This is a genomic window from Tepidanaerobacter sp. GT38 (assembly GCF_021991635.1).
Taxonomy (GTDB): domain Bacteria; phylum Bacillota; class Thermosediminibacteria; order Thermosediminibacterales; family Tepidanaerobacteraceae; genus DTU063.
Genome location: NZ_JAFFJA010000040.1, coordinates 1 through 26,402, shown reverse-complemented (window position 1 = coordinate 26,402; position 26,402 = coordinate 1). Strand labels below are relative to the sequence as shown.

25 protein-coding genes and 1 other annotated feature are annotated in these 26,402 nt (G+C 42.2%); of the genes, 23 read left to right on the top strand and 2 right to left on the bottom strand.

The window, feature by feature from the left end; all coding sequences use genetic code 11:
• Window position 1: 1 nt before the first annotated feature.
• The 21 genes from JT739_RS06780 (at window position 2) to JT739_RS06680 (ending at window position 19,307) form a co-directional block, all read left to right on the top strand.
• Entirely contained in the window at window positions 2-1,003 is a 1,002-nt protein-coding gene (locus JT739_RS06780) for a V-type ATP synthase subunit C (RefSeq protein ID WP_237660348.1), read from the top strand.
• On the top strand, window positions 996-1,325 hold the full coding sequence (locus JT739_RS06775) for a V-type ATP synthase subunit F (RefSeq protein ID WP_370642594.1): 330 nt from the start codon (window positions 996-998) through the stop codon (window positions 1,323-1,325). Before JT739_RS06780 ends, JT739_RS06775 begins: the two co-directional genes overlap by 8 nt.
• Window positions 1,322-3,094 (top strand): ATP synthase subunit A, encoded by a 1,773-nt coding sequence (locus JT739_RS06770; RefSeq protein WP_237660346.1) that lies wholly within the window; start codon window positions 1,322-1,324, stop codon window positions 3,092-3,094. The genes JT739_RS06775 and JT739_RS06770 overlap by 4 nt, the downstream gene beginning before the upstream one ends.
• Window positions 3,087-4,469: a V-type ATP synthase subunit B gene (locus JT739_RS06765; RefSeq protein ID WP_237660345.1), complete on the top strand. Its 1,383-nt coding sequence runs from the start codon at window positions 3,087-3,089 to the stop codon at window positions 4,467-4,469. The genes JT739_RS06770 and JT739_RS06765 overlap by 8 nt, the downstream gene beginning before the upstream one ends.
• Before the next feature lie 2 nt (window positions 4,470-4,471).
• Window positions 4,472-5,098: a V-type ATP synthase subunit D gene (locus JT739_RS06760; protein WP_237660344.1), complete on the top strand. Its 627-nt coding sequence runs from the start codon at window positions 4,472-4,474 to the stop codon at window positions 5,096-5,098.
• 525 nt (window positions 5,099-5,623) lie between these two features.
• A complete protein-coding gene (locus JT739_RS06755; protein ID WP_237660343.1) occupies window positions 5,624-6,370 on the top strand; it encodes a YwmB family TATA-box binding protein in 747 nt (248 codons plus the stop codon).
• Between the two features lie 46 nt (window positions 6,371-6,416).
• Complete coding sequence (murA, locus tag JT739_RS06750; protein ID WP_237660342.1) at window positions 6,417-7,667, top strand: UDP-N-acetylglucosamine 1-carboxyvinyltransferase; 1,251 nt, start codon at window positions 6,417-6,419, stop codon at window positions 7,665-7,667.
• 105 nt (window positions 7,668-7,772) lie between these two features.
• On the top strand, window positions 7,773-8,777 hold the full coding sequence (gene spoIID, locus JT739_RS06745; RefSeq protein WP_237660341.1) for a stage II sporulation protein D: 1,005 nt from the start codon (window positions 7,773-7,775) through the stop codon (window positions 8,775-8,777).
• 16 nt (window positions 8,778-8,793) lie between these two features.
• Window positions 8,794-9,741 (top strand): M23 family metallopeptidase, encoded by a 948-nt coding sequence (locus JT739_RS06740; RefSeq protein WP_237660340.1) that lies wholly within the window; start codon window positions 8,794-8,796, stop codon window positions 9,739-9,741.
• Window positions 9,742-9,933: 192 nt separating this feature from the next.
• Window positions 9,934-10,185: a sporulation transcriptional regulator SpoIIID gene (spoIIID, locus tag JT739_RS06735; protein ID WP_237660339.1), complete on the top strand. Its 252-nt coding sequence runs from the start codon at window positions 9,934-9,936 to the stop codon at window positions 10,183-10,185.
• A gap of 78 nt (window positions 10,186-10,263) precedes the next feature.
• Window positions 10,264-11,268: a rod shape-determining protein MreB gene (gene mreB, locus JT739_RS06730; protein WP_237660338.1), complete on the top strand. Its 1,005-nt coding sequence runs from the start codon at window positions 10,264-10,266 to the stop codon at window positions 11,266-11,268.
• A 23-nt stretch (window positions 11,269-11,291) separates the two neighbouring features.
• The gene (flgF, locus tag JT739_RS06725) at window positions 11,292-12,062 is read left to right on the top strand and encodes a flagellar basal-body rod protein FlgF (protein WP_237660337.1); all 771 of its coding nucleotides are present in this window, start codon (window positions 11,292-11,294) and stop codon (window positions 12,060-12,062) included.
• Window positions 12,063-12,142: 80 nt separating this feature from the next.
• Entirely contained in the window at window positions 12,143-12,955 is an 813-nt protein-coding gene (flgG, locus tag JT739_RS06720; RefSeq protein ID WP_237660336.1) for a flagellar basal-body rod protein FlgG, read from the top strand.
• Between the two features lie 11 nt (window positions 12,956-12,966).
• Window positions 12,967-13,272 carry a rod-binding protein gene (locus JT739_RS06715; RefSeq protein WP_237660335.1) on the top strand — a complete coding sequence of 102 codons (306 nt, stop codon included), beginning with the start codon at window positions 12,967-12,969 and terminating at the stop codon, window positions 13,270-13,272.
• Between the two features lie 137 nt (window positions 13,273-13,409).
• Window positions 13,410-13,838, top strand: coding sequence for a 3-hydroxyacyl-ACP dehydratase FabZ (fabZ, locus tag JT739_RS06710; protein ID WP_237660334.1), 429 nt, complete (start codon window positions 13,410-13,412; stop codon window positions 13,836-13,838).
• 95 nt (window positions 13,839-13,933) lie between these two features.
• The gene (locus tag JT739_RS06705) at window positions 13,934-14,851 is read left to right on the top strand and encodes a hypothetical protein (RefSeq protein ID WP_237660333.1); all 918 of its coding nucleotides are present in this window, start codon (window positions 13,934-13,936) and stop codon (window positions 14,849-14,851) included.
• A gap of 144 nt (window positions 14,852-14,995) precedes the next feature.
• A complete protein-coding gene (locus tag JT739_RS06700) occupies window positions 14,996-15,331 on the top strand; it encodes a lipopolysaccharide assembly LapA domain-containing protein (RefSeq protein ID WP_237660332.1) in 336 nt (111 codons plus the stop codon).
• A 39-nt stretch (window positions 15,332-15,370) separates the two neighbouring features.
• Window positions 15,371-15,571: a binding site (T-box leader), on the top strand.
• A gap of 51 nt (window positions 15,572-15,622) precedes the next feature.
• Complete coding sequence (tyrS, locus tag JT739_RS06695; protein ID WP_237660331.1) at window positions 15,623-16,852, top strand: tyrosine--tRNA ligase; 1,230 nt, start codon at window positions 15,623-15,625, stop codon at window positions 16,850-16,852.
• Window positions 16,853-17,207: 355 nt separating this feature from the next.
• Window positions 17,208-17,960 carry a hypothetical protein gene (locus JT739_RS06690; protein WP_237660330.1) on the top strand — a complete coding sequence of 251 codons (753 nt, stop codon included), beginning with the start codon at window positions 17,208-17,210 and terminating at the stop codon, window positions 17,958-17,960.
• Between the two features lie 166 nt (window positions 17,961-18,126).
• Window positions 18,127-18,723 (top strand): DNA-3-methyladenine glycosylase I, encoded by a 597-nt coding sequence (locus JT739_RS06685; RefSeq protein ID WP_237660329.1) that lies wholly within the window; start codon window positions 18,127-18,129, stop codon window positions 18,721-18,723.
• 242 nt (window positions 18,724-18,965) lie between these two features.
• On the top strand, window positions 18,966-19,307 hold the full coding sequence (locus tag JT739_RS06680; RefSeq protein ID WP_237660328.1) for a PAS domain-containing protein: 342 nt from the start codon (window positions 18,966-18,968) through the stop codon (window positions 19,305-19,307).
• Between the two features lie 84 nt (window positions 19,308-19,391).
• Here JT739_RS06680 and JT739_RS06675 read toward each other — a convergent pair whose 3' ends face one another.
• Together JT739_RS06675 and JT739_RS06670 are read right to left on the bottom strand one after the other, a co-directional pair.
• Entirely contained in the window at window positions 19,392-20,732 is a 1,341-nt protein-coding gene (locus JT739_RS06675) for a HAMP domain-containing sensor histidine kinase (RefSeq protein ID WP_237660327.1), read from the bottom strand.
• Complete coding sequence (locus JT739_RS06670) at window positions 20,729-21,553, bottom strand: response regulator transcription factor (protein WP_237660326.1); 825 nt, start codon at window positions 21,551-21,553, stop codon at window positions 20,729-20,731. Before JT739_RS06670 ends, JT739_RS06675 begins: the two co-directional genes overlap by 4 nt.
• 44 nt (window positions 21,554-21,597) lie before the next feature.
• Here JT739_RS06670 and JT739_RS06665 point away from each other — a divergent pair, with 44 nt between their 5' ends.
• Both JT739_RS06665 and JT739_RS06660 read left to right on the top strand, forming a co-directional pair.
• Window positions 21,598-23,703, top strand: a complete 2,106-nt coding sequence (locus JT739_RS06665; protein ID WP_237660325.1) for an RND family transporter — start codon at window positions 21,598-21,600, stop codon at window positions 23,701-23,703.
• A 170-nt stretch (window positions 23,704-23,873) separates the two neighbouring features.
• Window positions 23,874-26,315, top strand: a complete 2,442-nt coding sequence (locus JT739_RS06660; RefSeq protein ID WP_237660324.1) for a hypothetical protein — start codon at window positions 23,874-23,876, stop codon at window positions 26,313-26,315.
• Window positions 26,316-26,402 lie beyond the last annotated feature (87 nt).

Genomic DNA, 26,402 nt, shown 5'->3' with positions numbered 1-26,402 from the left:
AATGGCAAAAGACACAGATTTTCTATATGTTTCAGCGCGTATAAAATATCTGGAAAGCAAACTCCTCGGCAAAAATGATATCGAACGCATACTTGATGCCCCGGGAACGGATGAAGCACTTAAAATATTAAGTGATTCCGAATACGGCAGCGATATAGCAGAAATGGAAAATATATATGAATTTGAAAATGCCCTGGGCAAAAGCATGCTTCGCACAATCAAAACCTTAAAGGAATCTTTTAAAGACCATGAGATTATAACGTTCTTTACACTAAAAAATGATTTTCACAATTTGAAAGTAATTATTAAGGCGATGATTTTAGGCAATGATAATATGTATCTTTCTCATTTAGGCGAAGTTCCCCCTGAAGAAATAAAAAAATATGCTGAAGGGGAAACTAGTGCCAGTATACCTGACAGCCTAAAGGTAGCCTATCATAGAGCAATGGAAGCCTATGAATTGACAAAAGACCCTCAACAAATTGATTTCGTTTTGGATCAAGCCCTTTTTGATGAAATGGGCAAAATAGCTGATAATTTAAGAGATGCCTTTTTGAAAGAGTATTTAACTGCGCTAGCAGATTTAACAAATATCAGAACAATGATGAGACTAAAAAAAATGGACGGGGATATTCGAACACTTGACAATGCTTTAGTCGGTGGTGGAAGCTTGCCGAAAGTATTTTTTAGAGAGAAATTTTTGGAAAGCAGTCAAAGCCTTATTGAGGCTCTCGATGCTACTCCTTACCAACAGGTTGTATCTGAAGGTATTACCCATTGGGATCAGACAGGCAGCCCATCAGTTTTTGAAAAACTGATGGACAATTACATGATTTCATTGGCAAGACGAGGCCTTTACAAGCCCTTTGGGTCTGAAACAGTTATAGGCTATTTGGCTGCCAGGGAAAACGAGATGAAACTTCTTAGGATTATAATGGTGGGAAAGATTAACGGCATACCTTCTGATATGATAAGGGAGCGATTGAGAAATGTCTATGTATAAAATTGCTGTTGTAGGAGATAAGGATACGGTATTGGCATTTAAGTCTTTAGGAGTCGACATCTTTCCCGTCTTAAATGAAAAGGAAGCTAATTTTACAATCACGAAGCTTGCTAAGGAAAATTATGCGGTCATTTTTGTTACGGAGCAGGTTGCCAAGGAAATCCCGGAAAAGATAGCCCAGTACAGGAATCAGATGATTCCGGCTATTACCTTAATCCCGAGTAACCGGGGCACCCTTGGAATTGGAATAGGAGAAGTGAAAAAATCCGTGGAAAAAGCCATTGGAGTGGATATCTTATTTGGAAGAGAGGGAGAGGAATGACAAATGGTGTAGTTGTTAAGGTTTCCGGTCCCCTCGTTGTGGCAACGGGACTGCCCCAAGCTAAAATGTTTGACGTAGTCAAGGTGGGCCAACAGGGCCTTATCGGTGAGGTTATAGAAGTTCACGGCGAAAAACTCTCTATACAGGTTTACGAGGAAACATCAGGAATAGGTCCCGGGGATCCGGTGGTCTCAACAGGTGTTCCCCTTAGCGTTGAACTAGGACCGGGAATGCTGGAGGGGATATTCGATGGAATCCAACGCCCCCTCAATGTAATTGAAACCATGGCAGGAAGTTTTATCACAAGAGGTATTGACATACCCGCCCTTAATCGGGAGAAAAAGTGGGATTTTGTCCCCACTGCAAAAAAAGGCCAGAGGGTTACAGGTGGTGATATCCTTGGCACGGTACAGGAAACGGTGATAGTGGAGCACCGAATTATGGTGCCGCCGGGGATATCAGGCGAAATAGTAGAAATTTACGAAGGAAGCTTTACCGTAACAGATACTGTTGCAAGGGTAAAAACCGACAGCGGCAACATTGTAGATGTTTCGATGATGCAAAAATGGCCTGTAAGAAAGCCACGGCCATATGGTGAAAAACTTCCGCCTCAAGAGCCCATGGCAACAGGTCAAAGGGTCATCGACACATTTTTCCCTGTAACAAAAGGTGGAACGGCATGTATTCCCGGACCTTTCGGCAGTGGCAAAACAGTAGTACAGCATCAGCTGGCAAAATGGGCAGATGCAGAAATTGTAGTTTACATCGGATGCGGCGAGCGCGGCAACGAGATGACCGACGTTCTTTTGGAATTCCCCGAGCTTACTGACCCTAAAACCGGGGAGCCACTGATGAAGAGAACAGTCCTCATAGCTAACACATCAAATATGCCGGTTGCAGCCCGTGAAGCTTCCATATACACAGGTATAACCATTGCTGAGTACTTCAGAGATATGGGTTACAGCGTAGCGCTGATGGCTGACTCCACATCGCGCTGGGCAGAGGCCCTTAGAGAAATGTCTGGTCGTCTTGAGGAAATGCCCGGTGATGAAGGATATCCTGCATATCTTTCCCGAAGGCTTGCAGAGTTTTACGAAAGGGCAGGTAGAGTTATTACCCTAGGCAGTGAACAAAGAGAAGGTGCTGTAACTGTAGTCGGTGCTGTTTCACCGCCCGGCGGTGACCTTTCAGAACCTGTAACTCAGGCAACCCTTAGGGTAGTAAAAGTATTCTGGGCACTGGACGCTTCACTGGCATATGCAAGGCATTTTCCTGCTATCAACTGGCTGACCAGTTATTCGCTGTATTCCGATAAAGTTGAAGATTTTATGAACCAAAACATTTCACCAGACTGGAAAAACTTGCGTAGCGAAGCAATGCGCCTCCTGCAGGAAGAGTCCAACTTACAGGAAATTGTGCGACTGGTAGGTATTGATGCCCTTTCAATAAAAGACAGGCTTATACTGGAAGTAGCTCGGTCAATCCGAGAAGACTTTCTGCATCAAAACGCCTTCCATGAAGTTGACACGTATACTTCTTTGAACAAACAATATCGGATGCTAAAGCTTATCCTAATGTTCTATGAAGAAGCTCAGAAGGCCATAGATAAAGGCGTAGTGTTCTCTGAAATCGAAAATTTACCGGTTAGAGAGCGCATAGCTAGGGCAAAGTATTTAGACGAAAAGGATATAAAAGTTTTCGATGAAATCGAACAAGAGCTTAAGCAGCAGGTTGAAAAGCTGATGGAAGGGGGGAATCTGAATGATTAAGGAATACAAAACTGCCCGAGAAATTACCGGTCCATTGATGATGGTTGAAAACGTCGAAGGTGTAAAATACAATGAACTGGTAGAAATTGAGACAGCATCCGGTGAGATACGCAGAGGCCAGGTGCTGGAAGTCGACGGAGATAAAGCATTGGTTCAGCTCTTTGAAGGCTCCACCGGTCTTAACATAAATGACTGTAAAATAAGATTTTTGGGCAGGAGCATTCAGCTGGGAGTTTCTATTGATATGTTGGGAAGAGTCTTTGACGGTTCCGGAAGGCCTAAAGACAACGGGCCCAAGATAATTCCCGAAAAACGCCTCGATATTGATGGAAGCCCCATAAACCCAACAGCTCGAGACTATCCGTCTGAGTTTATCCAGACTGGAATCTCCGCTATTGACGGATTAAATACACTGGTTCGTGGTCAAAAGCTTCCCATATTTTCAGGATCAGGTTTGCCCCATGCACAGCTTGCGACTCAAATTGCAAGGCAGGCTAAGGTGCTTGGAACTGACAGCAAATTTGCTGTAGTATTTGCGGCAATGGGTATTACCTTTGAAGAAGCCGATTACTTTATCTCAGATTTTAGACGGACCGGGGCTATTGATCGGTCTGTGCTTTTCATAAATTTAGCTGACGACCCGGCTATTGAGCGTATATCTACGCCTAGAATGGCACTTACCTGTGCTGAATTCTTAGCCTTTGAAAAGGACATGCACGTTCTGGTTATTTTAACTGATATGACCAACTACTGTGAAGCACTTCGAGAAGTATCAGCTGCTAGAAAAGAAGTGCCTGGCCGCCGAGGCTACCCGGGATATCTGTATACCGACCTTTCTACAATTTACGAAAGGGCAGGTCGTCTCAGAGGCAAAAAAGGCTCCATTACACAGATACCGATTTTGACAATGCCTGAAGATGATAAGACCCACCCAATTCCAGACCTGACTGGCTATATTACCGAAGGTCAGATAATCTTGAGCCGAGAGCTTTACAGAAAAGGCGTAATGCCACCTATCGATGTATTGCCTTCTCTGTCAAGGTTAAAGGACAAAGGTATAGGCAAAGGGAAGACCAGGGAAGATCATGCCGATACGATGAACCAGTTGTTTGCTGCATATGCCAGAGGTAAGCAGGCCAAAGAGCTGGCAGTTATCCTTGGCGAAGCTGCACTGAGCGACACAGACAAACTCTTTGCACAATTTGCCGATGAATTTGAAAAGCGGTATGTCTCCCAAGGCGAAAATGAAGATCGAAGCATAGAAGAAACCCTGAACTTGGGGTGGGAACTTTTGACAATTTTACCTAAGGCAGAACTTAAGCGAATTAGAGACGAGTATATTGAAAAATACCTGCCTAAAAAAGGAGAAGAGTAAAGATGCAAACTCGGGTAAATCCAACCCGGATGGAGTTAACCAGATTAAAGAGGCAGATAGTTACAGCCCGGCGTGGCCATAAGCTGCTAAAAGATAAGCAGGATGAGTTGATAAAAACATTTATCGAAATGGTCAAAGAAAACAAAAGACTGCGGGAAGAAATCGAGAAGGATTTAGAAATGGCTTTTCGCAACTTTACAATGGCACGCAGTCAAATGCCCCAGGAAGTGCTGGAAGAAAGCCTGATGATTCCATCTGCCCGCATAAGCATTGATATAGGCAAACAAAATATAATGAGCGTAAACGTGCCTAAGATTAAAATCAATAAAGAAGAAGGCAGCAACATATATTCATATGGCCTTGCCACGACGTCGGCAGAGCTTGACAGCGCTATAACTATACTGTCAGGAATGTTAGATAAGATGTTGAAACTAGCCGAAATCGAAAAAGCCTGTCAGCTTATGGCTGATGAAATCGAGAAGACCCGCCGTAGGGTTAATGCTTTAGAGTATGTTATGATTCCTTCTATGGAAGAAACCATCAAATTCATAACTATGAAACTGGATGAAAATGAACGCAGCAACATAACGCGACTTATGAAAATCAAACAAATGGTAATGGAAGGTTAATTATTGAATTGTTAAGGTGAATCAAAAGGGAAAAATCCCTGCAGATTCACCTTTTTTATTGTGAAACATCAATGTGCTTGGTTACAAGAATAATCAACGTTTACTTGGTATTTTTGAAGCGCCTTCAAATTAAGATAATATTTCTGCAGCCTAAATCTAAGGCCCCACAAAGCCCCTCACTGCTAAAACAGCGGTGAGGGGCATTTTAAGTTGTAGTATTACTAACTTGTAATACCGAAAAAAATGTTATTAAAACAGCTTTTTCACGAAAATAAGTCATCAAATGCAAAAAATATATTTTTCTAATAGACAAAAACAGGCAGGATTCATTGAAGGAAATATATGGAACACACTCGAATTTTTAAAGAAATAATTAAGAGCATCTATTAGGTTGTTTAAGTAGGATTTTAGTCCAATTAATATATATTTCAATGAGAAAAGTCAGCATAATATTAAACAAAGGGGTAATAATTTTAAATGAAAGGCATAATTTAAATTATGTTTATAAATTTGGGAGGCTATTTTATGAAGCTTATAAAAATCGTTGTCGCCATTATTTTAATTATGTTGATGACTCCGAGTGTGGCTTTTGGCACGGAAAATGAACAATTTTTACTGGAAGCATTTGAAGTGGCAGGAGCAAATGCAGAAATGATGGACATAGTGGATTGGTCTGTGATAAACAGAGAGTTCCTTGATTTTCCCCAGATGGAACAGTACCGCGATAAAATTTTGCATATTTTTGACGCAAAAGGGAAAATATTTGATGAAACGCAGGAAAACAGCAAAATATATCGAATATTAAATACTAGGGCAAAACTAGATTCTGATACATTTTTACAGATTATTCTACAATCGGTGCATTTGCCGGAAGAATATGAAAAGGAGCCCCAAACATACCTGGTAATAAGTGTCAGCGGCAAGAAACTGGATAAATTTGTTGACTACGGGCAAAAAGTTCAAGAAGCTGTAGTTTTATTAAACGGTAAGTCAGAAATTGCCTCTTGTCTTACTGGGTCATTTAATGGTAAACTAGATGAGGCCAAGCATAAACAAGTTCTTGAGAATATTAAGGGATTTCTTGAAATGTCAGATACAGCAAAAATGGAAGACGAGTATACTTTTAGTTTCATGGGATACAGTCCATTACTAACAAATGGTATACAGATATTAGACAAAACTTATAATGTACACATCGCAATGAGATATAACTTAGAAGACGATAAGACATATATATGGATAGGATCACCAGTTATTTCATTAGAATATTAAAAGATTTTACTGAAAGTAGTATTATAGACTATCGGAGGGGAAATCGTTGTCAAGCATTGTCATTGAAGGAGGCAGGCCGCTTGTAGGTACTGTCAAAATCAGCAGTGCCAAAAATGCAGTACTGCCTGTTCTCGCTGCCTCACTGCTAACTGAATCACAATGCATTATCGAAGATGCGCCTGAACTTGAAGATGTCAAAGTTATGATAGAGGTTTTAAAATCTTTGGGAGCTAGAGCCCAACGAGAAGGAGATTCTATAAAGATTACTGCTAGCGAAATTAATTCTTTTGAGGCCCCCTACGATTTAGTTCGAAAAATGAGGGCTTCTTTTTTGGTAATGGGTCCGCTGCTTGCAAGAAAAGGACGAGCAAGGATATCCATGCCGGGTGGCTGTGCTATCGGCTCAAGGCCTATAGACTTACATTTAAAAGGTTTTGCAGCATTAGGAGCTGAAATTGAATTAGGCCATGGATATGTAGAAGCCAAATGCAAAAAGCTTACGGGATCCACTATCTACTTGGATTTTCCGAGTGTAGGAGCAACGGAAAATATAATGATGGCTGCTGCCTTGGCCGAAGGACAGACGACCATTGAAAATGCAGCTAAAGAGCCTGAAATAATCGATATAGCCAATTTTTTAAACAGCATGGGAGCAAAAATCCGAGGGGCAGGCACCGATATTATAAAAATAGAAGGTGTCAAGGAACTTTCCGGTATTTCATATACAGTTATTCCTGATAGAATCGAAACCGGCACTTTTTTAGTGGCTGGAGCCATAACCGGAGGGAATATCCTACTGGAAAATGTAGTGCCTGAACACCTAAAACCGGTAATTGCCAAGCTCATGGAATGCGGCGCTACCATTATCGAAGAGCCTGAAGGCCTTCGAGTGATTGGCAATGGCAGGCCAATGGCGTCAGATGTGAAGACCATGCCATATCCCGGATTTCCAACGGACATGCAGGCTCAGATTATGGCCTATTTAAGTACTGCTCTCGGGACGAGCATGGTTATAGAAACGGTTTTTGAGAATCGCTTTATGCATGTAGAAGAACTAAAGCGCATGGGTGCCAAAATAAAGATTGAAGGAAGAAGTGCTGTCATAGAAGGTGTAGAAAAGCTTTCCGGTGCACCGGTAAAAGCCACCGACCTAAGAGCTGGAGCAGCTCTGATTTTAGCGGGGCTTGCCGCAGAAGGCACTACCAAGGTAATGAACACATACCACATTGACAGGGGTTATGTAAATATCGTAGAAAAGCTACAAAATTTAGGTGCAAGCATTAAAAAAGTTGATTAAAATACGGGTATACGGGTTCACAGGAACCCGTATTTTTTTATAATCATATATCCCTCATGTGTCTAATAAAAATATAATATTCAGTTTATGTTTTGGAGGGGTTTAATGAAGGGGGCAGGATACTACATAATTTTTTTTATGATTCTTATCATCATTGTTGTGCCAGCGGGAGTGGTAAGGGGCTGTAAACCGATACGGCCTCAAAGCCCTGGTGAATCCGAAAGAATAAAGCAGGCTGCTGATAGTGAAACTATCAGCCTTTACATAAATTCAACCGGAAAAATAGAACATCTACTTTTAGAGGAATATGTAAAAGGGGTAGTCGCTGCTGAAATGCCTGCCAGCTTTAATATTGAAGCAATTAAAGCACAGGCAGTGGCAGCCAGGACATATGCCTATAAAAGGTGGAGGGCAGCTTCCGGCAAAGGCTGCAGCTTACATCCAGGAGCAGATATATGCGATGAACCTACTCACTGTCAGGCTTGGATTACCAAAAGTGAAATGTTGAAAAAGTGGGGGATTTTTTCATATTATCACTATTACAGCAAGATAAACCAAGCGGTAAACGCTACAGCAGGTATGATCATACTTTATCAGAACGAGCCAATTGACCCACTGTTTTTTTCAACTAGCAATGGTAAAACTGAGAATTCTGAAGATGTTTGGGAAAATCGGGTTCCTTATCTTAGAAGCGTAGAAAGTCCCGGAGAGGAAAATTCACCGCATTTTGTTTCTGTTAAAGAAATCCCCGTGGACCTGGTTGTATCGCGCCTTAAAGAAAAGTGGCCTGATATTGTCATCGACAGTAAAAATCCGGAAAGGCAGTGGAAGGTAATCGAATTTAGCGCTGGGGGCAGAATTAAGACAATGCAGATGGGAAACAAGGTTATCAAAGGTACAGAGTTTAGGCAGCTTTTTGAACTAAAGTCCACAGACTTTAAGTGGGAAAGATCAGGCAAAAATATAAAAATTACATGTAAGGGTTTTGGTCACGGAGTCGGCATGAGCCAATATGGGGCCAATGCTATGGCAAAAACTGGAGCCAATTACATAGATATAATAAAACATTACTATTCTGGTGTAGAAGTTAGAAAGATGCAAAAAAAGTAACAAATTGAGGATCAAAATGTATATTGAGGAAAATACTGGTCATAATATAGATGAGGTGATTCATTATATGTACAGATTGAGATGGCCAGTAAATTTTTCCTCAATTTTTAAATGGATAAAAGACAAATTTACTGTGCTTTTAAGCGCTAAACCAATTAAGCGCATAAGAGAACTGCCTAAAACAGCAGTGCTGGCTGTTGTCTTAATTACACTTTTAATAGGTGCCAACAGTGTATTCTGGTGGTACAGAGCTACCCACGGAGGCTTTGACTTTAGCCAGGAGCCTGAGGAAGAAATAACCAATGAGTGGGAAGTCGATATGAACGAGCAGGGCCTTGATGAAGAAGAACTGCGAAAACAATATGCTTCAATAACTCCTATCGAAAATCAAAATGAAACTCAAGAGATAGTAGAGACTTCCTCTGAAGAAACAGAACCTGAACAAAAACAGGATGAAGCGCCTACTGATGAGCCTATTAACACCCAACCAGAACCTGAGACAAAACCCGAAACAAAACCGAAGGAAACAGCTCAGGTTTCTGCTCTGTCTACCATGGCAATGCCTACTGTGGGAAAAGTTATAACAGCTTTTGCTATGGATACCTTAGTGTATTCAAAAACGCTGGAGCAATGGAATACCCACAACGGCATTGATATAGCAGCTGACCTGGGGTCACCAGTTAAAGCGGCTATGGAAGGGATAGTTGCTGAAGTCAAAAACAATGACCCCAGGTTAGGCGTAGTGGTCATTTTGGACCACAGCGGTGGCATTCAAACACTCTATGGAAACCTTCAATCAGATAAACTGGTGAAAAAGGGAGACAAAATAGAAAAGGGTCAGGTAATAGGAGCTGTAGGTCAAATGGCACCCTTTGAGATCGAAGATCCCCCGCACCTACACTTTGAAGTAATAAAAGACGGCAAAAATATAAATCCTGAACAGTATCTCCCCAAACTCAATTAACTATTTACAGTGCGGCCATAAGGCCGCTTTTTTTGCTATACAACAACTTAATAACTTAGGTGCCAGGCAAGTCGTACGAAAGCAGGGCAAAATTGCCCGCTTTTTTTTGTGCAACATAATTATTTATTTCCCTTCTATAAATGCATGTTGCGTCATATATATTTACTAAAACTGCTTAGAGGGGGAGCTGCCGTGAAGGATTACATGAGGGAAAGAATTCTTGAAATTGCAGACTATATTATTGAAACTAAGGCTACCGTTAGGCAAGCCGCCAAAGTCTTCGGAGTGTCAAAGAGCACTGTACATAAAGACATGACGGAACGACTTTTAGAGATAAATCCAGAAAAGGCAAAACTTGTAAAGAAAGTCTTGGAATATAACAAATCCCAACGGCATATTAGAGGTGGAAGAGCCACAAAGAAAAAATACCTTAGCCTGAATTAAGGAAAAAGGAGGATTTTTACAAAAAATGTAGAATTAAGTCCTAAATGCGTAAATTTGACAGGAGGAAGTAAGAATTTCATGGATATAGGTATAGATTTGGGAACTGCTTCAATACTAGTTTATGTTAAAGGCAAGGGAATAGTGCTCCAAGAACCTTCCGTAGTAGCTATGGATAAATCTACCGGCAAGTTGTTGGCTGTAGGCGAGGAAGCCCGCAAAATGATTGGGCGCACTCCTGGCAATATAGTGGCGATTCGACCCTTGAGAGAAGGGGTTATAGCCGATTACTCCACAACAGAAATTATGCTTAAGTACTTTTTGAATAAAGTGGCACCACGCAGAATATTCCGTCCAAGGATGATGGTCTGTGTCCCTGCGGTAATTACTACGGTTGAAAAACGAGCAGTAATCGAGGCTGCCAATGCTGCAGGTGCCCGCCAAACATATCTTATAGAGGAGCCTATAGCAGCTGCCATAGGTGCAGGTTTGGATATATCCAAGCCTTTTGGTAGTATGGTTATAGATATTGGTGGTGGAACTACTGATATCGCCGTCCTGTCATTGGGAGGCATAGTTTGCGGTGAATCTTTAAGGGTTGCCGGAGACAAGTTTGATGATGCTATAGTAAGATATGTAAAGAAAGAATTCAATCTAATGATTGGCGAAAGGTCTGCCGAAGAAGTTAAGATTAACATAGCCAATGTCTTTCCTGAAAGTGACGAAGATAAAGCCGCTTCAATGGAAGTTAGAGGTCGCAGTTTGATCAGCGGTCTACCGCAAAATGTTACAATAACTGCAGCTCAGACATGTGAAGCGTTGCAAGAACCGGTAGAACAAATTATAAATGCCATTTTCAGCGTGTTAGAAAAGACTCCGCCGGAACTTGCATCTGATATCAGTGAAAAAGGTATAGTAATGACCGGCGGCGGTTCTCTGCTGAAGGGTATGGATAGATTGATCAGCCTCAGAACCGGTATTCCCGTTACTATTGCTGAAGACGCGGTTTCTTCAGTTGCTATAGGTGCTGGTAAGGCTTTAGAAAATTTGGACAAGCTTGGACCCCATGCTATATATACCAAATAGCTCTTTTATCAGGAGGTGATAAATTGATAAGAGGTCTATACACCGGAGCATCTGGCATGCTTGTTGAGATGGCAAGGACAGATGTAATATCAAACAACATGGCAAACGTAAACACTACGGGCTTTAAAAAAGATAGGGCAATTTTTAGGGCTTTTCCGGAGATGAACATACATCGAATCCACGATCCTGTACCGGTCGGCATTGACAAGGTAGTTGATCCTAGGCCTTTCATCGGCATGCTAGGTACAGGTGTAATGTTAGATGAAATAAATACTGATTTTGCCCAAGGATCTTTTAAGACCACTTCAAATCCTCTTGATTTGGCCATAAGAGGCGAAGGCTTTTTTCAAGTGCAAACTCCTGATGGCATAAGGTACACCCGAGACGGCAGCTTTACCTTAAACAGAGACCGCTATATAGTAACAAAAGACGGTTATTATGTGTTGGGCAATAACGGGCCTGTGCAACTTACGCAAGAGGGCGACATAGTCATAAGTGAGCAAGGAGAAATCTTTGTCAATGAAGAGTATGTAGACAGATTAAATACAGTTACTTTTGTCGAAACAAATCAGCTTCAAAAACAAGGTGATAACATGTACATTTCCGATGTGCCACCTATACCGCTTCAGTATGTGCAAATTGCCCAAGGTGCTTTAGAAGAGGCAAATGTAAATATTGTTTCGGAAATGGTCAATTTAATCAGCGCTTTTAGAGCATATGAAGCTAATCAGAAGGTCATTCAAACCCATGATGCTACATTGGACAAGGCAGTAAACGATGTAGGGAGAGTTTAATTTTAGGGCCGGACTGAATTTTCAGGGGCCCTCCACTGCTGAACGACTGATGCAGTGAAAGATCATAGGAGGGATGTAATATGATGCGTGCACTTTGGAGTGCAAGCAGCGGAATGCAAGCACAGCAGCTTAGTGTTGATATTATTTCCAATAACTTGGCAAATGTTAATACAACAGGTTTTAAGAAAAACCGCGCCGAATTTAAGGATTTAATATATGAGACATTGCGCAGGCCAGAAAGTCCCGATTTATTGCCCGGTGCTGCAGCTCCTGTAGGGCTGCAAGTAGGTCACGGTGTTAGACCTAGTGCTACTGCCAGGGATTTTAGCGAAGGTAACCTTCAACCTACAGACAATCCTTTAGATGTAGCTATTGAAGGGCCTGGCTTTTTCATGGTAGAAAGGCCAGATGGCAGCCTTGCCTTTACCCGCGACGGTTCATTTAAATTGTCATTAGATGGAACGGATAGAATCCTAACTACTTCTAATGGGTATTATGTTTTAGATGAAAATGAAAGCTACATAATTATTCCTGAGGAATATACCGATATTAGCATTTCCGCAGACGGCATGATTACGGCAGTTGCAGAAGATGGGACAGTAGAAGAACTTGGCCGCATCGGGCTTGTGAAATTTTCAAATCCTGCTGGTTTGCTGGCAGTTGGCAACAACCTTTATGAAGCAACCGAAGCTTCCGGAGAACCCATAGTTAAAGACGATGATCAAGCTCCTGGCTACGGTACTTTGCTTCAAGGTTATTTGGAAATGTCAAACGTAAAAGTTGTGGAAGAAATGGTAAACCTTATTGTTGCTCAAAGAGCTTACGAAGTAAACACCAAAGCTGTACAAACTGCAGATGAAATGCTGGCTCAGGCTAACAACCTAAGGCGGTAGGAGAATAAAATATGGAAATGATGAGGAGTAATTTAGTTTTATCCCAAATATATCGGCCCGAAGCAACTCTAGCAAAGGCAGAAAGCCAAGATAAAGAAAAGCTTAAAGAAGTCTGCCAGCAGTTTGAATCAATATTTATAAACTACATGTTAAAATCCATGAGAGCTACTGTGCCGGATGGCGGTCTATTTGACAAAGGCGTAACTTATGATATTGTACTGTCAATGCATGATCAGGCTTTGGCTGAGGAGATTTCCTTAAATGGTGGAATTGGCTTGGCCAAGCAGCTCTATGAAGAACTTTCAAAATATGTTTGAACTCATTTGCAAAAAATAAAAGGGACGAACAATTTGTTCGTCCCTAAATGATTTAAAAGGCTTTTTTGGGTCGAAGTATATTTAAAACATTGATTGAATTTGATAAATAAAATATATCTTTGAAAAGGATGGTGGCTATGCTCAACATTGAAGAAATAAAAAAAATCCTTCCCCATAGATACCCATTTTTATTGGTAGACAAAATTTTAGAACTAGAAAAAGGCAAAAGGGCTGTAGGTATTAAAAACGTTTCAGCTAATGAGGAGTTTTTTCAGGGTCACTTTCCGCAAAAGCCCGTAATGCCCGGAGTGCTCATAGTTGAAGCACTGGCTCAAGTTGGAGCTTGCGCTATTTTAAGCTGTGAAGAAAACCAGGGCAAAATAGCACTTTTTGCCGGAATTGACAAAATGAGATTTAAGCGACAGGTAATACCAGGTGACCAGCTTCGACTTGAAGTGGAGCTTACCAAGGTAAAGGGCAGTATCGGAAAAGGGAAAGCTTTGGCTACCGTCGATGGAGAGATTGCAGCAGAAGGTGAATTGATGTTTGCTATTGTAGAAAATTAAGTTTTAGGATAAATGGGGAGCAAGCGGGAAAAATAATCAGTAAGGAAAAGAATTGCCTAAAGCTTTGGGTAAATTTTCTTACTGAGGTGAAGGAAATGTTTCATAGTAGAGGCCCTAAAATATTTGCTGCCCCAGCAGTAATACTTATTGTTGCCTTAATTATTTTAAATTTTGCAGCCGGTTGCTCCAGAAGCCCAGCCAAATCACCTCCCAAGAGCACTGAATCGCAAAAAAAGGAGTCCCAGGCACTAAAAGAGCTGCAGACGGACATAGAGTTAATAATAAAGGAGTATGAAAAAGTATACCTGATGCAGACTGCACCTCCTCCGAAGGCTCCCGAAGCTGAACAGAAAAAGGAAGATGAACAAAAGGGCCAAGACAAGGAGCAGCAAAAATCTGGGCAGGGGGATGCAAGCTCAAATAAAGAACAGGAAGGCAAGCAGGGCCAGCAGGAGTCTTCTCAAAATCAGGCTGGTGCCCCACCTCAACCTGACTGGCCAAAATTTGAACAGGATATTGCCAGAATTCATGAGCAGTGGAACAGCTTCCAGGCAGAAGCTGTAAAAAGCGGCGCCACTTCTGGGATGATAGGTGAATTTAGCGATACTCTAAATCAGCTCACCATGACCTTGACGAGACAGGAATTATATCAAGGCCTGTTGTTGATCAACGACCTATACGGCAAAACGGTAGATTTTGAAAAGCTCTTTAAGACCAAATCTCCTCCTGAAATAAGGAAAGTGCTCTATTATGGCAGGATGGCTGCTTATAAAATATTAAACAATGACGAAATTGGAGCCCAGGATGCTATGAGCAATGCCCTTGCTTCCTGGGAGAGCGTAAAATTCCAGGTGGAAGACACAAATGAGGCCACAAAGGTTCAGTTTTCCTTGGACGAACTGAGCCAGGCCATAAAGGAAAAAGACCCTAACCTCATAAAAATCAAGGCCCAAATAGCTGAAAAAAATGTCCAGGATGTCATGAAATCCATAGAGGAAAGCAAAAAAGAATAGCCATAAAGCCCCTGAAAAAGCATAGGCAGGGGCTTTGCTGTTTGGAAGAAGCTTGAAAAAAGACGAAATAATTTCACAAACTGGCAGGATTTCCATCGCCCTTTAAAGAATAAATGATTTAAGGTTGTCATAGGGGGTGGAAAAATGCAATTTTATTTGATTGGAGGTCTAATTTTTGCATTTCTTGTAGCCATCTTTGCCCTGTGGAATGCAACGGAAATTGTAGTGAGATTCCCCTTGTTGGGGCAATTTACAACATCGCTGGCTTTAGTTATTATAGGATCTGCCATTTTAGGAGCCTTGAGCGTTACGATTTTTAGCGTAATAAGGCATATAAAGTTGAACCTTCAGATAAAGAAGCAGGCAAAGACCATCAAAGAGTACGAACAGATCATCGACAAGCTAAAGGTCCAGGTCGAAAAAAGTCAACCAGGGGAAAAGAGCGACACTGCTGAAACTAGCGAGCATTTGTTGCAATAGCATGGCTAAATATGATAATATATAGGCATCAACTTCATAAAAAGAGCAATGAACGGGTGCAGTAGTTACTTCGGGTTACAATAAAGAGAGCGGTCCGGCGGGTGAAAGGGCCGCAGCACCGAAAGTGGCGAATTACGCCCGGGAGTGTCCGATTTTTCGGCGGTGATCGTCACCGTTATCATAATGAGGCATCTTTGAGATGCGAATTAAGGTGGTACCACGGGTTTCCTCGTCCTTAAAAGACTTGGAAGCCCTTTACTTTTATAAAGAATTTTAAGGAGGACACATAAAGTGCAGAACGTATACGATGTTTTAAAGGAAAGAGGATTTATAGAACAGGTCACCCATGAAGAAGAACTTCGTGAGCTTTTGGGCAAGGAGAAGGTGGTGTTTTATATTGGCTTTGATCCCACTGCCGACAGCCTTCACGTTGGACATCTTCTCCCCATGATGGCCATGGCTCACATGCAAAGGGCAGGCCACATTCCGATTGCATTGCTGGGCGGCGGAACTGCCATGGTGGGAGACCCTTCCGGCAGGACGGATATGCGCAAAATGCTGACCTTAGAACAGATCCAGCACAATGCAGAGCGGTTCAAAAAGCAATTCCAAAGGCTCATTGACTTTTCCGACAATAAAGCTTACATGTTAAACAATGCGGATTGGCTCCTTAACTTAAATTATGTATCATTCCTCAGGGAAATTGGCAGGCATTTTTCAGTAAACCGCATGCTGACAGCCGAGTGCTACAAGCAGAGGCTGGAAAGGGGTCTCACCTTCTTAGAATTTAACTACATGCTGATGCAGTCTTACGACTTTCTGGTGCTGTATCAGAAATATAACTGCAAGTTGCAGATAGGCGGCAATGACCAGTGGTCAAACATCATCAGCGGTGTAGACTTAATACGGCGCGTGGAAGACGGCTCGGCATACGGTTTGACCATAGCTCTCCTTACCACCAGCGAAGGTGTCAAAATGGGTAAGACACAAGCCGGTGCCCTGTGGCTTGACCCTGAGAAAGTATCACCATACGACTTTTATCAGTACTGGAGAAACGTGGATGACAGGGACGTGGAAAAATGCCTAAAACTTCTAACCTTCCTGCCCATGGATGAAGTAAGGCGCTTAAGCAGCCTGGAAGGTGCCGAAATTAACAAGGCCAAGGAAGTCCTAGCTTTTGAAGTAACAAAACTGATACACGGCGAGGAGGAGGCCATAAAGGCGCAAAATGCTGCAAAGGCCCTTTTCCAAAACGGAGCCGACATGTCTTCGGTGCCACAGACTCACATTACCAGGGAACAATTGGGAGATGGCATGGACTTGCTTGAACTCTTGATGCTGACGGGCCTTACATCGTCAAAGAGCGAGGGCAGGAGGTTAATTAGCCAGGGCGGAATTTATGTAGCCAACTCCCGCATCGATGATGTGGATTTGAAGATAACCGCAAAGGATTTTGACGATGACAACAGCTTGCTAATTAGAAAAGGTAAGAAGATTTATCACCTGGTGAAACTATCGTAGATTTAAGCGGGTGCTTTGACGATGAAACAAATCTATCAAAGCACCCTTTGTTATATTATGTATTTGGACGTATCTGCAGCATTTCTAGCATTGTGGGTATTTCCGCAGCCCTGACCTTGTTGCCATCCGATCTACGTTTAAATTGAAAATGACTTATCATAGAAAATCAATTGTGATTCTCTATGTAACATGACTATGACGTTATCTCAATTTCATAGAGGGAAATTATGAATAAACGCTTAATTGATTTCAATAGCGGATGTTTATAAGAATAAAGAAATGGTTGTATTAAATATTTCAAGAATTATTGGTCATTTATCAAATTAAGATTCGGGCAATTCAAGGGGGGGAACTGATGATAAGACTTGACCATTTTGTAATTAATATTGACAACGATATAAAAAGACTAAAAGAGTTAAAAAGGCAAATTGAACCTTTAGGGTTTCCCTTTGAACCCACATGGGGAAAGGGAACGAAGGGATTTCAGGTGGCAAACATATGGATTGGATTGCAGTATCTGGAAATGGTATGGCTTAAGAGAAAGGACGGTGGGGGCTGGAGGACTGATTGGGTAGAAAAGTACAACAATGGGCATCGCGGCATAATTGCAATATATTTGATGACGGACAGGTTGGATGAGATAATTGAGGAGCTCAGGAGCAGGGGAATGAGTGTTAGTGAACCCGAAAGAATAAGTTATCGGTGGTTCTTTGGGCTGCTTAAGAAAACCATGCCCTGGAGGAGCCTGGTTACAGAACCCATTCCCGGTACCGACCTGCAAATTTGTTTCGGTGAACTGGACAGCCCTGATATTATGGAAAAGATGAAGGCGTACATGGTGCCAAATGCAGCCGACAATGGAATTGATGGTATCAGTGAAGCTATCGTTAAAGGAAACTTTTCCGAAGAAGCCTGGGCTTATATTCAAAAGCTATTTTCAAACGCCCAATTTAAAGGAAACTGCCTGACCTATGACATGGGGACCACCCGTTTGGCCTTTCAATTCTGTGACCAAGCGGAGTTAAGCGTGGAGTTAAAAGCTGTAACAAGCAATAAGGAAATTCGAGGGAAAAGCTTTGAAGTTGAAAATGTAAAAATAACACTGTAAGCAGTTGCGAGTATCAAAATACTCCATATTGTCTATTTTTGCCGAAAACAAGGGTGCTAAAAACAAAAGAATCTAACTAAATATCAAATAAATCGGTTATATTGGGTTAATTAAAGAAGGTCATTCATGAATTACTACCACATACAAATACAAAGGAGACGTTGTGATGAAAAGATGCTCTTGGTGCGAAAATGATGAGCTTTACATAAAATATCACGACGAAGAGTGGGGGGTTCCAGTCTTTGATGACCGAAAACAGTTTGAATTTCTGGTGCTGGAGTCTGCACAGGCAGGCCTGAGCTGGCTTACCATATTAAAAAAGCGGGAGAACTACAGAAAAGCATACGAAGGTTTTGACCCCGTTAAAGTTGCCAAGTTTGACGAGAGAAAAGTGGAAGAGTTGATGAACTTTGACGGCATAATCAGAAACGAAAGGAAAATAAGGGCATCAATTAACAATGCCAAAAGGTTTATAGAGATTCAAAAGGAGTTCGGAAGTTTTAGCAACTACATATGGCGATTTGTCGATTACAAGCCCATCATCAATTCCTGGAAAAACACCTCTGAACTTCCTGCAAAAACCAAGCTGTCTGAAGAAATAAGCAAAGATTTAAGAAACAGAGGCTTCGAATTTTTAGGGCCGATAATCATCTATTCCCACATGCAGGCAACGGGTTTGGTAAATGACCACGTAGTAGACTGTTTCAGATATGAACAAATATGTGAAATGATAAGGACCGGACAGATACATAAAGTTAAATAAAAGGAAGGATTTTCGAAGTTTTAGTTGAATTTTCTCATGGAGTAACAAGCTTTAAAGAACAAAGGTTTATTAAAAAAGCTTTATGTTATGGCTGTTCGACAAGAATCAACACTTATTCAAAAGCCGATTCTGCCTCTGTATAAGAACAGAAGAAAAGCTGATATTTGAAGGGAAAGCACTGGTCTTCCTTTTACAAAATGCGTCGAAGACCTCAAAAAACTAACTAAGGAGAAGTGATCAATATGAATCTTGACTGGGTAAAACATCTTCCCGTAGCAATTACTGTTTGCGATACTGAAGGCAAGATAATTTACATGAACGAAAAATCCTGCAAGACCTTTGAAAAAAGCAGCGGCAGCGGACTCATAGGCAAAAACGTGCTGGACTGCCATCCGGAACCTGCAAAGAGCAAACTGAAAAGATTGTTGGATAATGCGGAATCGAATACCTACTCCGTCGAAAAAAATGGGAAAAAGAAACTTATTCATCAGATGCCTTGGTATGATGAAAACGAAAACTATGGGGGTTTGGTGGAGATTTCAATAGAACTTCCCTTGGAAATCCCTCATCGCAAGAGGGGATAATCTTATAAATACAGCCTACAAAAAGTGGGCTGTATTTATTTTGCTGCCAGATTTAATCATAAATCAGCATACAATCCCGTTATTTTAGCTTTTAGTACATGGAAGCAACAGTCTGATCAGTAACCCGCCTTTCGGAACATTTTCTGCTGACACTGTTCCCCCGTGGGCCTTTGCAATATTTTTGCAGATGGAAAGGCCAAGGCCCGACACTTTACGACCTCGGTCTGTAGTATAAAAAGGCTCGAAAATTTTTGGCAGAATTACCGGGTCAACACCGTGCCCGTTGTCCCAAAAGCAGAATTCAATTTGATCTTCCTGCTTTTGACATAGTATATGCAGCTCTAGATGCTCAGCGCCGGCATGGCAGATACTGTTGCCGATGAGGTTTCCAAAAAATCGTTTAAGATCGTCCATATTGCACATCAGGCAACTTTCCGGGCAGCGGCAATTTATTTCAAAATTTACCCCGGCATCTTCCAGCTCTGCTCCGTATTCTTTCTGCAGCATGCTGCAGATGTCTTTTGCCTTTACAGAGATCATTGGCACTGTATCCCTTAAACCTACGTCCAGGTATTCGTCGAATTTATCCACCAGTGATTTGATCCCCAGGGCTTTGTCATAAACACATCGCAGGTACTGACGCTGTTTTTCCGGCGGCAATTCTGTTGAAAGAAGCCTTTCAGTATATCCCATAATAGAAGTGAGAGGATTCTTAATATCGTGGGAAATGGAGGCAACCAAACGATGTTCAGCCTGCTCCTTTGCTTGAATTACTTCCACCATATCGGCAAAGGTGTTTTGCAGTTTGCCGATCTCATCCATGCGATTACTTCGCTTCGGAAGCTTTCCCTGCTCATAATAGAGCCGCATGGTTTTACGCAACTGGACAACGGGAATTACTACGATAGTAAAAATTAGAACCGCCATAAGCAGGAAGATACAAACATTTAAAAGAAAAAGCCCGCTGCGCACCTTATACCGCAGGGAATCGATCAAATCCTGCTGGGGAGTTGAGTGTGTCCAAATCTGGAAAGTAATATTTTGCCCACTGCCGAGGGTTGATTCACGCTTGATTGAAGCAATTACGCCATGGTTATCATTTACCGGGTTTGTATATGCAAAAATCAGCCTTCCGTCTGCATCCCACACGATACATCCTAGTTCATGCTTTTCAAGGTAATACTGCAGCCTGTTGAAGTTTTCGCTTCTCTCAAGAATAGCAGCAACGTCCTGGGCATAGCCATCCGCATGACTTATCATCACATCGTATGACCGGCGTGCGTTGTTGCTCAGATAGGTCATAAAACTTCGGCACATGAAGATCCAGCTCAAAGCAGCAACAATTATAAGACCCAGCACCATTTTTCTGGACAGCCTACGGTTCAGCCAAGTCATACCGAATACCCGAATTTTGTTATTTTTCATTTCTCACATTCCCTTTTCTCTGCTTCTTCATCATTAAAAGCGCTTTGTGAGACAAACATGTAACCGGAACCCCAGATGGTTTTAATATATGTCCAGTCCGGGTCAAGTTTTGCTCTAAGGTTCTTGATGTTGATGGCAACGGCACCTACATCACCGTATTCGGTCTTCCACACGTCTCGAAAAATTTGCTCCCGGGATAGAACCTGCCCCGCGTTGCGCATGAGGTAATGGAGCAGTTCAAATTCTCTGGTAGACAGAGCTACAGATGTTCCGTTTTTCGTCACTGTTATTTTCATTGGGTCGAGTCGGATGTCGCCTATTTGTATTGGCTGCGCTTGATGCTGTGACGATTCAGCCCGTTCCTCTCTGCGCAGATGGGCATGAATGCGTGCCACAAGTTCCTCTACTACAAATGGCTTTGTTATGTAGTCATCAGCTCCAAGATCCAATCCACGGATGATATCTCTAATGCTGTCCTTGGCACTGAGAAAGAGAATAGGGCAGCTCACCTGGCCGCGGATCTCGCGGCATATTTCTAGTCCGCTGAGCCCTTTCATCATGATATCTAGCAGGATAAGATCAAACTGCTGAGTTCTAACAAGCTGGAGAGCGTGCTCACCAGACTGCGCCATCTCAACATCCAAGCCGCTTTCAGTAAGGACATCGTAAAGCAACATCAAAATTGACGTGTCATCGTCCACAATGAGAACTTTTCGTTTCATGTTATCAGCTCCATTTTCTATTATAGCGTCTTTATATAGAGCGCAATTATTAAAAATTATAAAGGTTCTGTGTGTTATCTTGACTTTTCCCTGCAGCAAAACTAAGATTTATAACGTAAAAAGCAATAAAGAAGGTGGAACTCTTGTCACACAAACTAGCTCAAGCTCTTACGAGAAAACCCAAACTAGTGGTTACCGTTGCATTGCTGCTCCTCATCCCCAGTCTTTTAGGAGCTGTTGCCACCCGCATAGACTATGACATTTTGACCTACCTGCCGCCAGAATTAGATTCTACCAAAGGCGAAGCACTTTTAGAGGAACCATTTAAAAGTGCGGCAACTACCATGCTCATTGTGGAAAATATGCCGCCGAGCTATACTAACGAACTTAGGAAGAAAATTGAAGATGTGCCCGGAGTAAGCAATGTGATTTGGATTTCCAGCCTAATAGGAATACAGGTTCCCACCAACATGTTTACGGAAGAATTAAGGGAAAAATTTTATTCTGGTGATTCTACAATAATGATTATTCAGTACGACATGCCAGGGGCTTCGGAGAGAACCATGGAAGCTATCGACAGGATACGCAAGCTGGTCAACAAGCATTGCTTCCTTGCAGGTTTTTCCGTTCTCATCAAAGATACCAAAGACCTAGTAGATAGCGAGCTCCCTGTTTATGTAACTTTAGCAGTAGCCTTTTCATATATAGTCATGTCCCTTGCTATGGAGTCGTGGTTGCTTCCGGTGGCGCTCCTTTTTAGCACAGGGTTGGCAATTCTCTATAATATGGGCACTAATATTTTCCTTGGACAAATCTCCTATATAACAAATGCAATTGCCGCTGTATTACAGCTGGGAGTCACCATGGACTTTTCAATTTTCATTTATGAACGCTACAAGGAAGAACAGGCAAATTATAAAGATAACCGAGACGCGATGGCAAAGGCAATTTCTTCATCTTTTTTGGCATTGATGAGTAGTTCGTTGACAACCATAGCCGGCTTTTTGTCGCTATGCTTTATGCGCCTGCGTCTGGGTCTGGATATTGGCGTAGTAATGGCTAAAGGGGTTACTATCGGCTTAGTGACTTCAGTTTGTGTCCTGCCTTCAATTTTGCTCCAGTTTGATAAATACATTGACAAGTTTCATCACAAGGCTCTGCTCCCGGATCTGACCGGTTTGGCACAATTTACGCTAAACCACAGAAAAGGTTTAATAATTTTATTTTTGTTAATGTTTATTCCTGCTTTGTATGCTCATCAAAATGCTCCAGTATATTACAATCTTGACCGTTCACTGCCACGGGATATGCCGTCTATCGTAGCCTCAAACAAGCTCAAAAGCGACTACAATATGTCCACCATTCACTTTATTATTTTAAAAGATGAACTGAGTACGGCTAGAGTCAGAAAAATGACCGAGGAGATCGAAAATCTGGAAGGGATCGAATCAGTAGTTGCCTACAATAAGTATATTAACGCAGTGCCAGATTTCTTTGTACCGCAGGAAATCCGCGATATTTTCAAAAAAGATGGCTATCAGCTCATCATGGTTACTTCCGCTTATGAGACAGCAACTGACGAAGTAGCTGAGCAAATCGACCAAATAAATAAGATCGTTAAAGCTTACGATCCAGGCGCAACCGTGACCGGTGAGGCGGTATTGAGTAAAGACCTAATTAACGTTGCTGACGAGGATTTCAAAGTTACCGGATATATCTCAGTTATAACGTTCCTAATTGTTGTAACAATACTATTTAAATCGGTCAGCATACCTGTCATTATTGGATTGTCTATTGAATTGGCAATTTTTATCAATCAGGGGGTGCCATACTTTACCGGCCATGCCATTCCGTTTATAGCACCCATTGTAATAAGCTGTGTGCAGCTTGGGGCTACATGCGATTACGCAAATCTTATGATAAGCAGGTTCCAGGAAGAAATACAGATTAGGCATGACCGCATAACAGCCGTGAAGATTGCAGCCAAAACATCATATAAATCCATCATTACCAGCTCAATGGTGCTTTTCTATGCCACATTTGGTGTTGCAATGGTCTCAAAAATCGAAATCATCAGCAGTATATGCCTCCTGCTTGCCCGCGGCGCATTGATTTCTTGCGCTATCATCACTTTTATCCTTCCATCCATACTCGTGACATGTGAACCGCTCATTGCGAAAACTACGCTCTGGTGGCGAACCCCAAAGCCGCCTAAAGACCAGGCTGAGGGAAAGCTTTCCGCAGTTTGATTATTGTCATATTAGTGTTAGCTGCTTGGGAAAACCATCACCACTAGGAGTGTGAGAAAAAGTGGGGGGTTTAAAAATGTTAAAGGTAATAGCAAAAGCAGAAGCCAATCTGGCTGCAGTGTCGGGTTAAACATCTCGTGACTTCACATACTTCTGAAAGGAGATTAGTTATGAGAGGAGTTAATAGGCATACAATATGGTTCAAACGTTTCCTCGCAGTTTTGCTTACAGCGTGTACCGGACTTGCCCCGGTCATGTACATGTCTGAATATCCTGCAGTAGCAGCGACTGTTTCATCTTCGCTGTCTGAGCCATTATCAACTGATGCTAATAAAGCTGCTAGCTCTCTCACTATCGCCCCTTCATGCGATGAAACATTCTATGCCCTGCTGGACTGTTATGGAAACATTGTAGAAGGCAGCGTAGTTAAGAGCTACCTCACCTACGGCAACACCAAAATAATCGATTACGGTGACTACGATGAGGTTATAAACCTCACTGACGATAAGGAACCTGAAATTTCAGGTGACAAAGTGACCTTTGATCTCAGCATCGAAAAGCCCGAACGTTTTTACTTTGAGGGCAAGACTGACAAGCCTTTCCGCGATCTACCATGGACCATATCCATTTCTTACCGCCTCAACGGCGTCCCAACGATGGCAGAGCAGCTGCCTGGCAAGGCTGGGCTGGTTGAAATCAATCTCGATGTAATTCCCAAGCGGGATGCTTCTGAATACAACCGGAACAATTTAGTGCTTGCGGCAACTGCAATTTTCAATGCTGACGACATTTTGTCACTAGAGGCAGATGGAGCGCAAGTTCAGCTTATGGGCAATCTGCGCTCTGTACTCTATATGATTTTGCCAGGGGAAGAACAGCACTTTACCATTCGAGTAGGTACTGACAACTTTTCTTTCGGAGGCATGCTCTTTACGGCTTTTCCCGCTACATTGGTCCAACTGGACCAGATCGCAGACCTCCGGAATGCCCGCGTTCAGGTTGAGGATTCCTATCATGCCATTTGTGACAGTTTGGATGTGATTCTTGATACTCTAGACGGTATGAGCGGAAGTTTAAGCACCGCGGCGAACGGCCTTGATCAGCTCAACTTGGTGAGGAAGACCATCTCTAGCGGAAAAGACAATTTATACAGCAGGGCAGATAAGGCCTTAGATAGCATGAACATTCTTACTGATACAATAGTTCCTGCAGCGTCACATCTTCATACAGCCTCTAGTGCCTTAACTGATGTGACAAATTGCCTTACTGATTTGACTCAAAATGCTATTGCCTTAAAGCCTGAATTAGAGGATATTCGCCATGTCATCTTGAGACTACAGGACGATATGGCAAATATCAGGAGCCTTACGGCTGATGTCGAATCCTATTACAAATCTGCTGCAAGGACAACATATCTCCTGAAAAATGACTTAGATGATCTGAGCGACGATCTGGATGATCTGGAAAGCAGCCTTTCTCAGCTAAAAAAAACATTGGATGGCGTCTCTGGCATTTCTAAGGTGGACACCATAAACGTTGGCGGCATGACCAGTGCAGAAGAAGTGAAGAGAGCAGTAAGTCAGGCCAGGCAGGCATATAGCAAATATGAACAGTTTTTAGCAGCAAATGGCATAACAGAAGCGGATCTGTCTTTTGAGAACTTTCTATCTCAATATGGAGGGAAAAGTGCCGATGAAGTTGAAGGCATAATCGCATTGCTCGATGCCGCAGATGATCCTGATTTTGAAGAGCAGCTCAAGTTAATGGAAACTGCAAACGCTATAATTCCTACTGTCAATAAGACAATCCGAGAAATAAATTCATTGATTTCAAGCATTACAGGGCCCACAAAAGACGTAGTAAGCGATCTAGAAAATTTGTGCAGTTCACTGGGAGATTCCGGAATAAGCGGCGATTTGGAGCGCATGTCAATACTAGCCTCAGATCTATTATCAGACCTGAATGAACATAAAGGTGAACTAGCAAAGCTGACAAGGCACCTGGACGACTTGGGAGATCTTGCAATCCGTGTCAGCAACAATGCCGACACCGCTCTTGCTCTGATCCAGGAACTGAACGATAATGTTAACTCATATGTGCCGGACGCTCAGCAAGCTCTATCAGACGCAATAAATCTTTCTAACGCCTTGGCGGAAAACCTGCGGGACGTAAATAGTTTTCTCAGCTCTGCTGAATCCCTGCTGCGCAGCAGCGGGAGCGATTTGGATGAAGGTAGCAGGAAGCTGCTGGCATCTTTGGCAGAAGTTTTTCGCAAATCAGCTACCGGCTTGAACGAAACTAGCACTATCCGCAGAGCGAAAGACACAATAACCAATTTGATAGAGGATGAATGGGAAAAGTATACCGGAGGCGAAAACAACCTGTTACTGATGGATGCAGACGCCAAACCTGTTTCACTTACTTCACCAAAAAATGACACTCCGGCCAGCATACAATATATAATGCGCACTCAGGAAATTAAGGAAGAAAACAGCAAAGGCGAAAGTACCACGAATGAGGAAACGGATAATGGAACTTTTTGGATGCGCGTCAAAGACATGTTCCGGGGCATTTGGAATATAATTGCAAGTGTTTTCAGCCACAAAAAATGAATAAAATTTCATTGGTTAATTGTAAAATTAAATGCGACAGTAAAAAAGTTGAACCATAGCGTGAAACCCGAACTATTGAATGTTCGG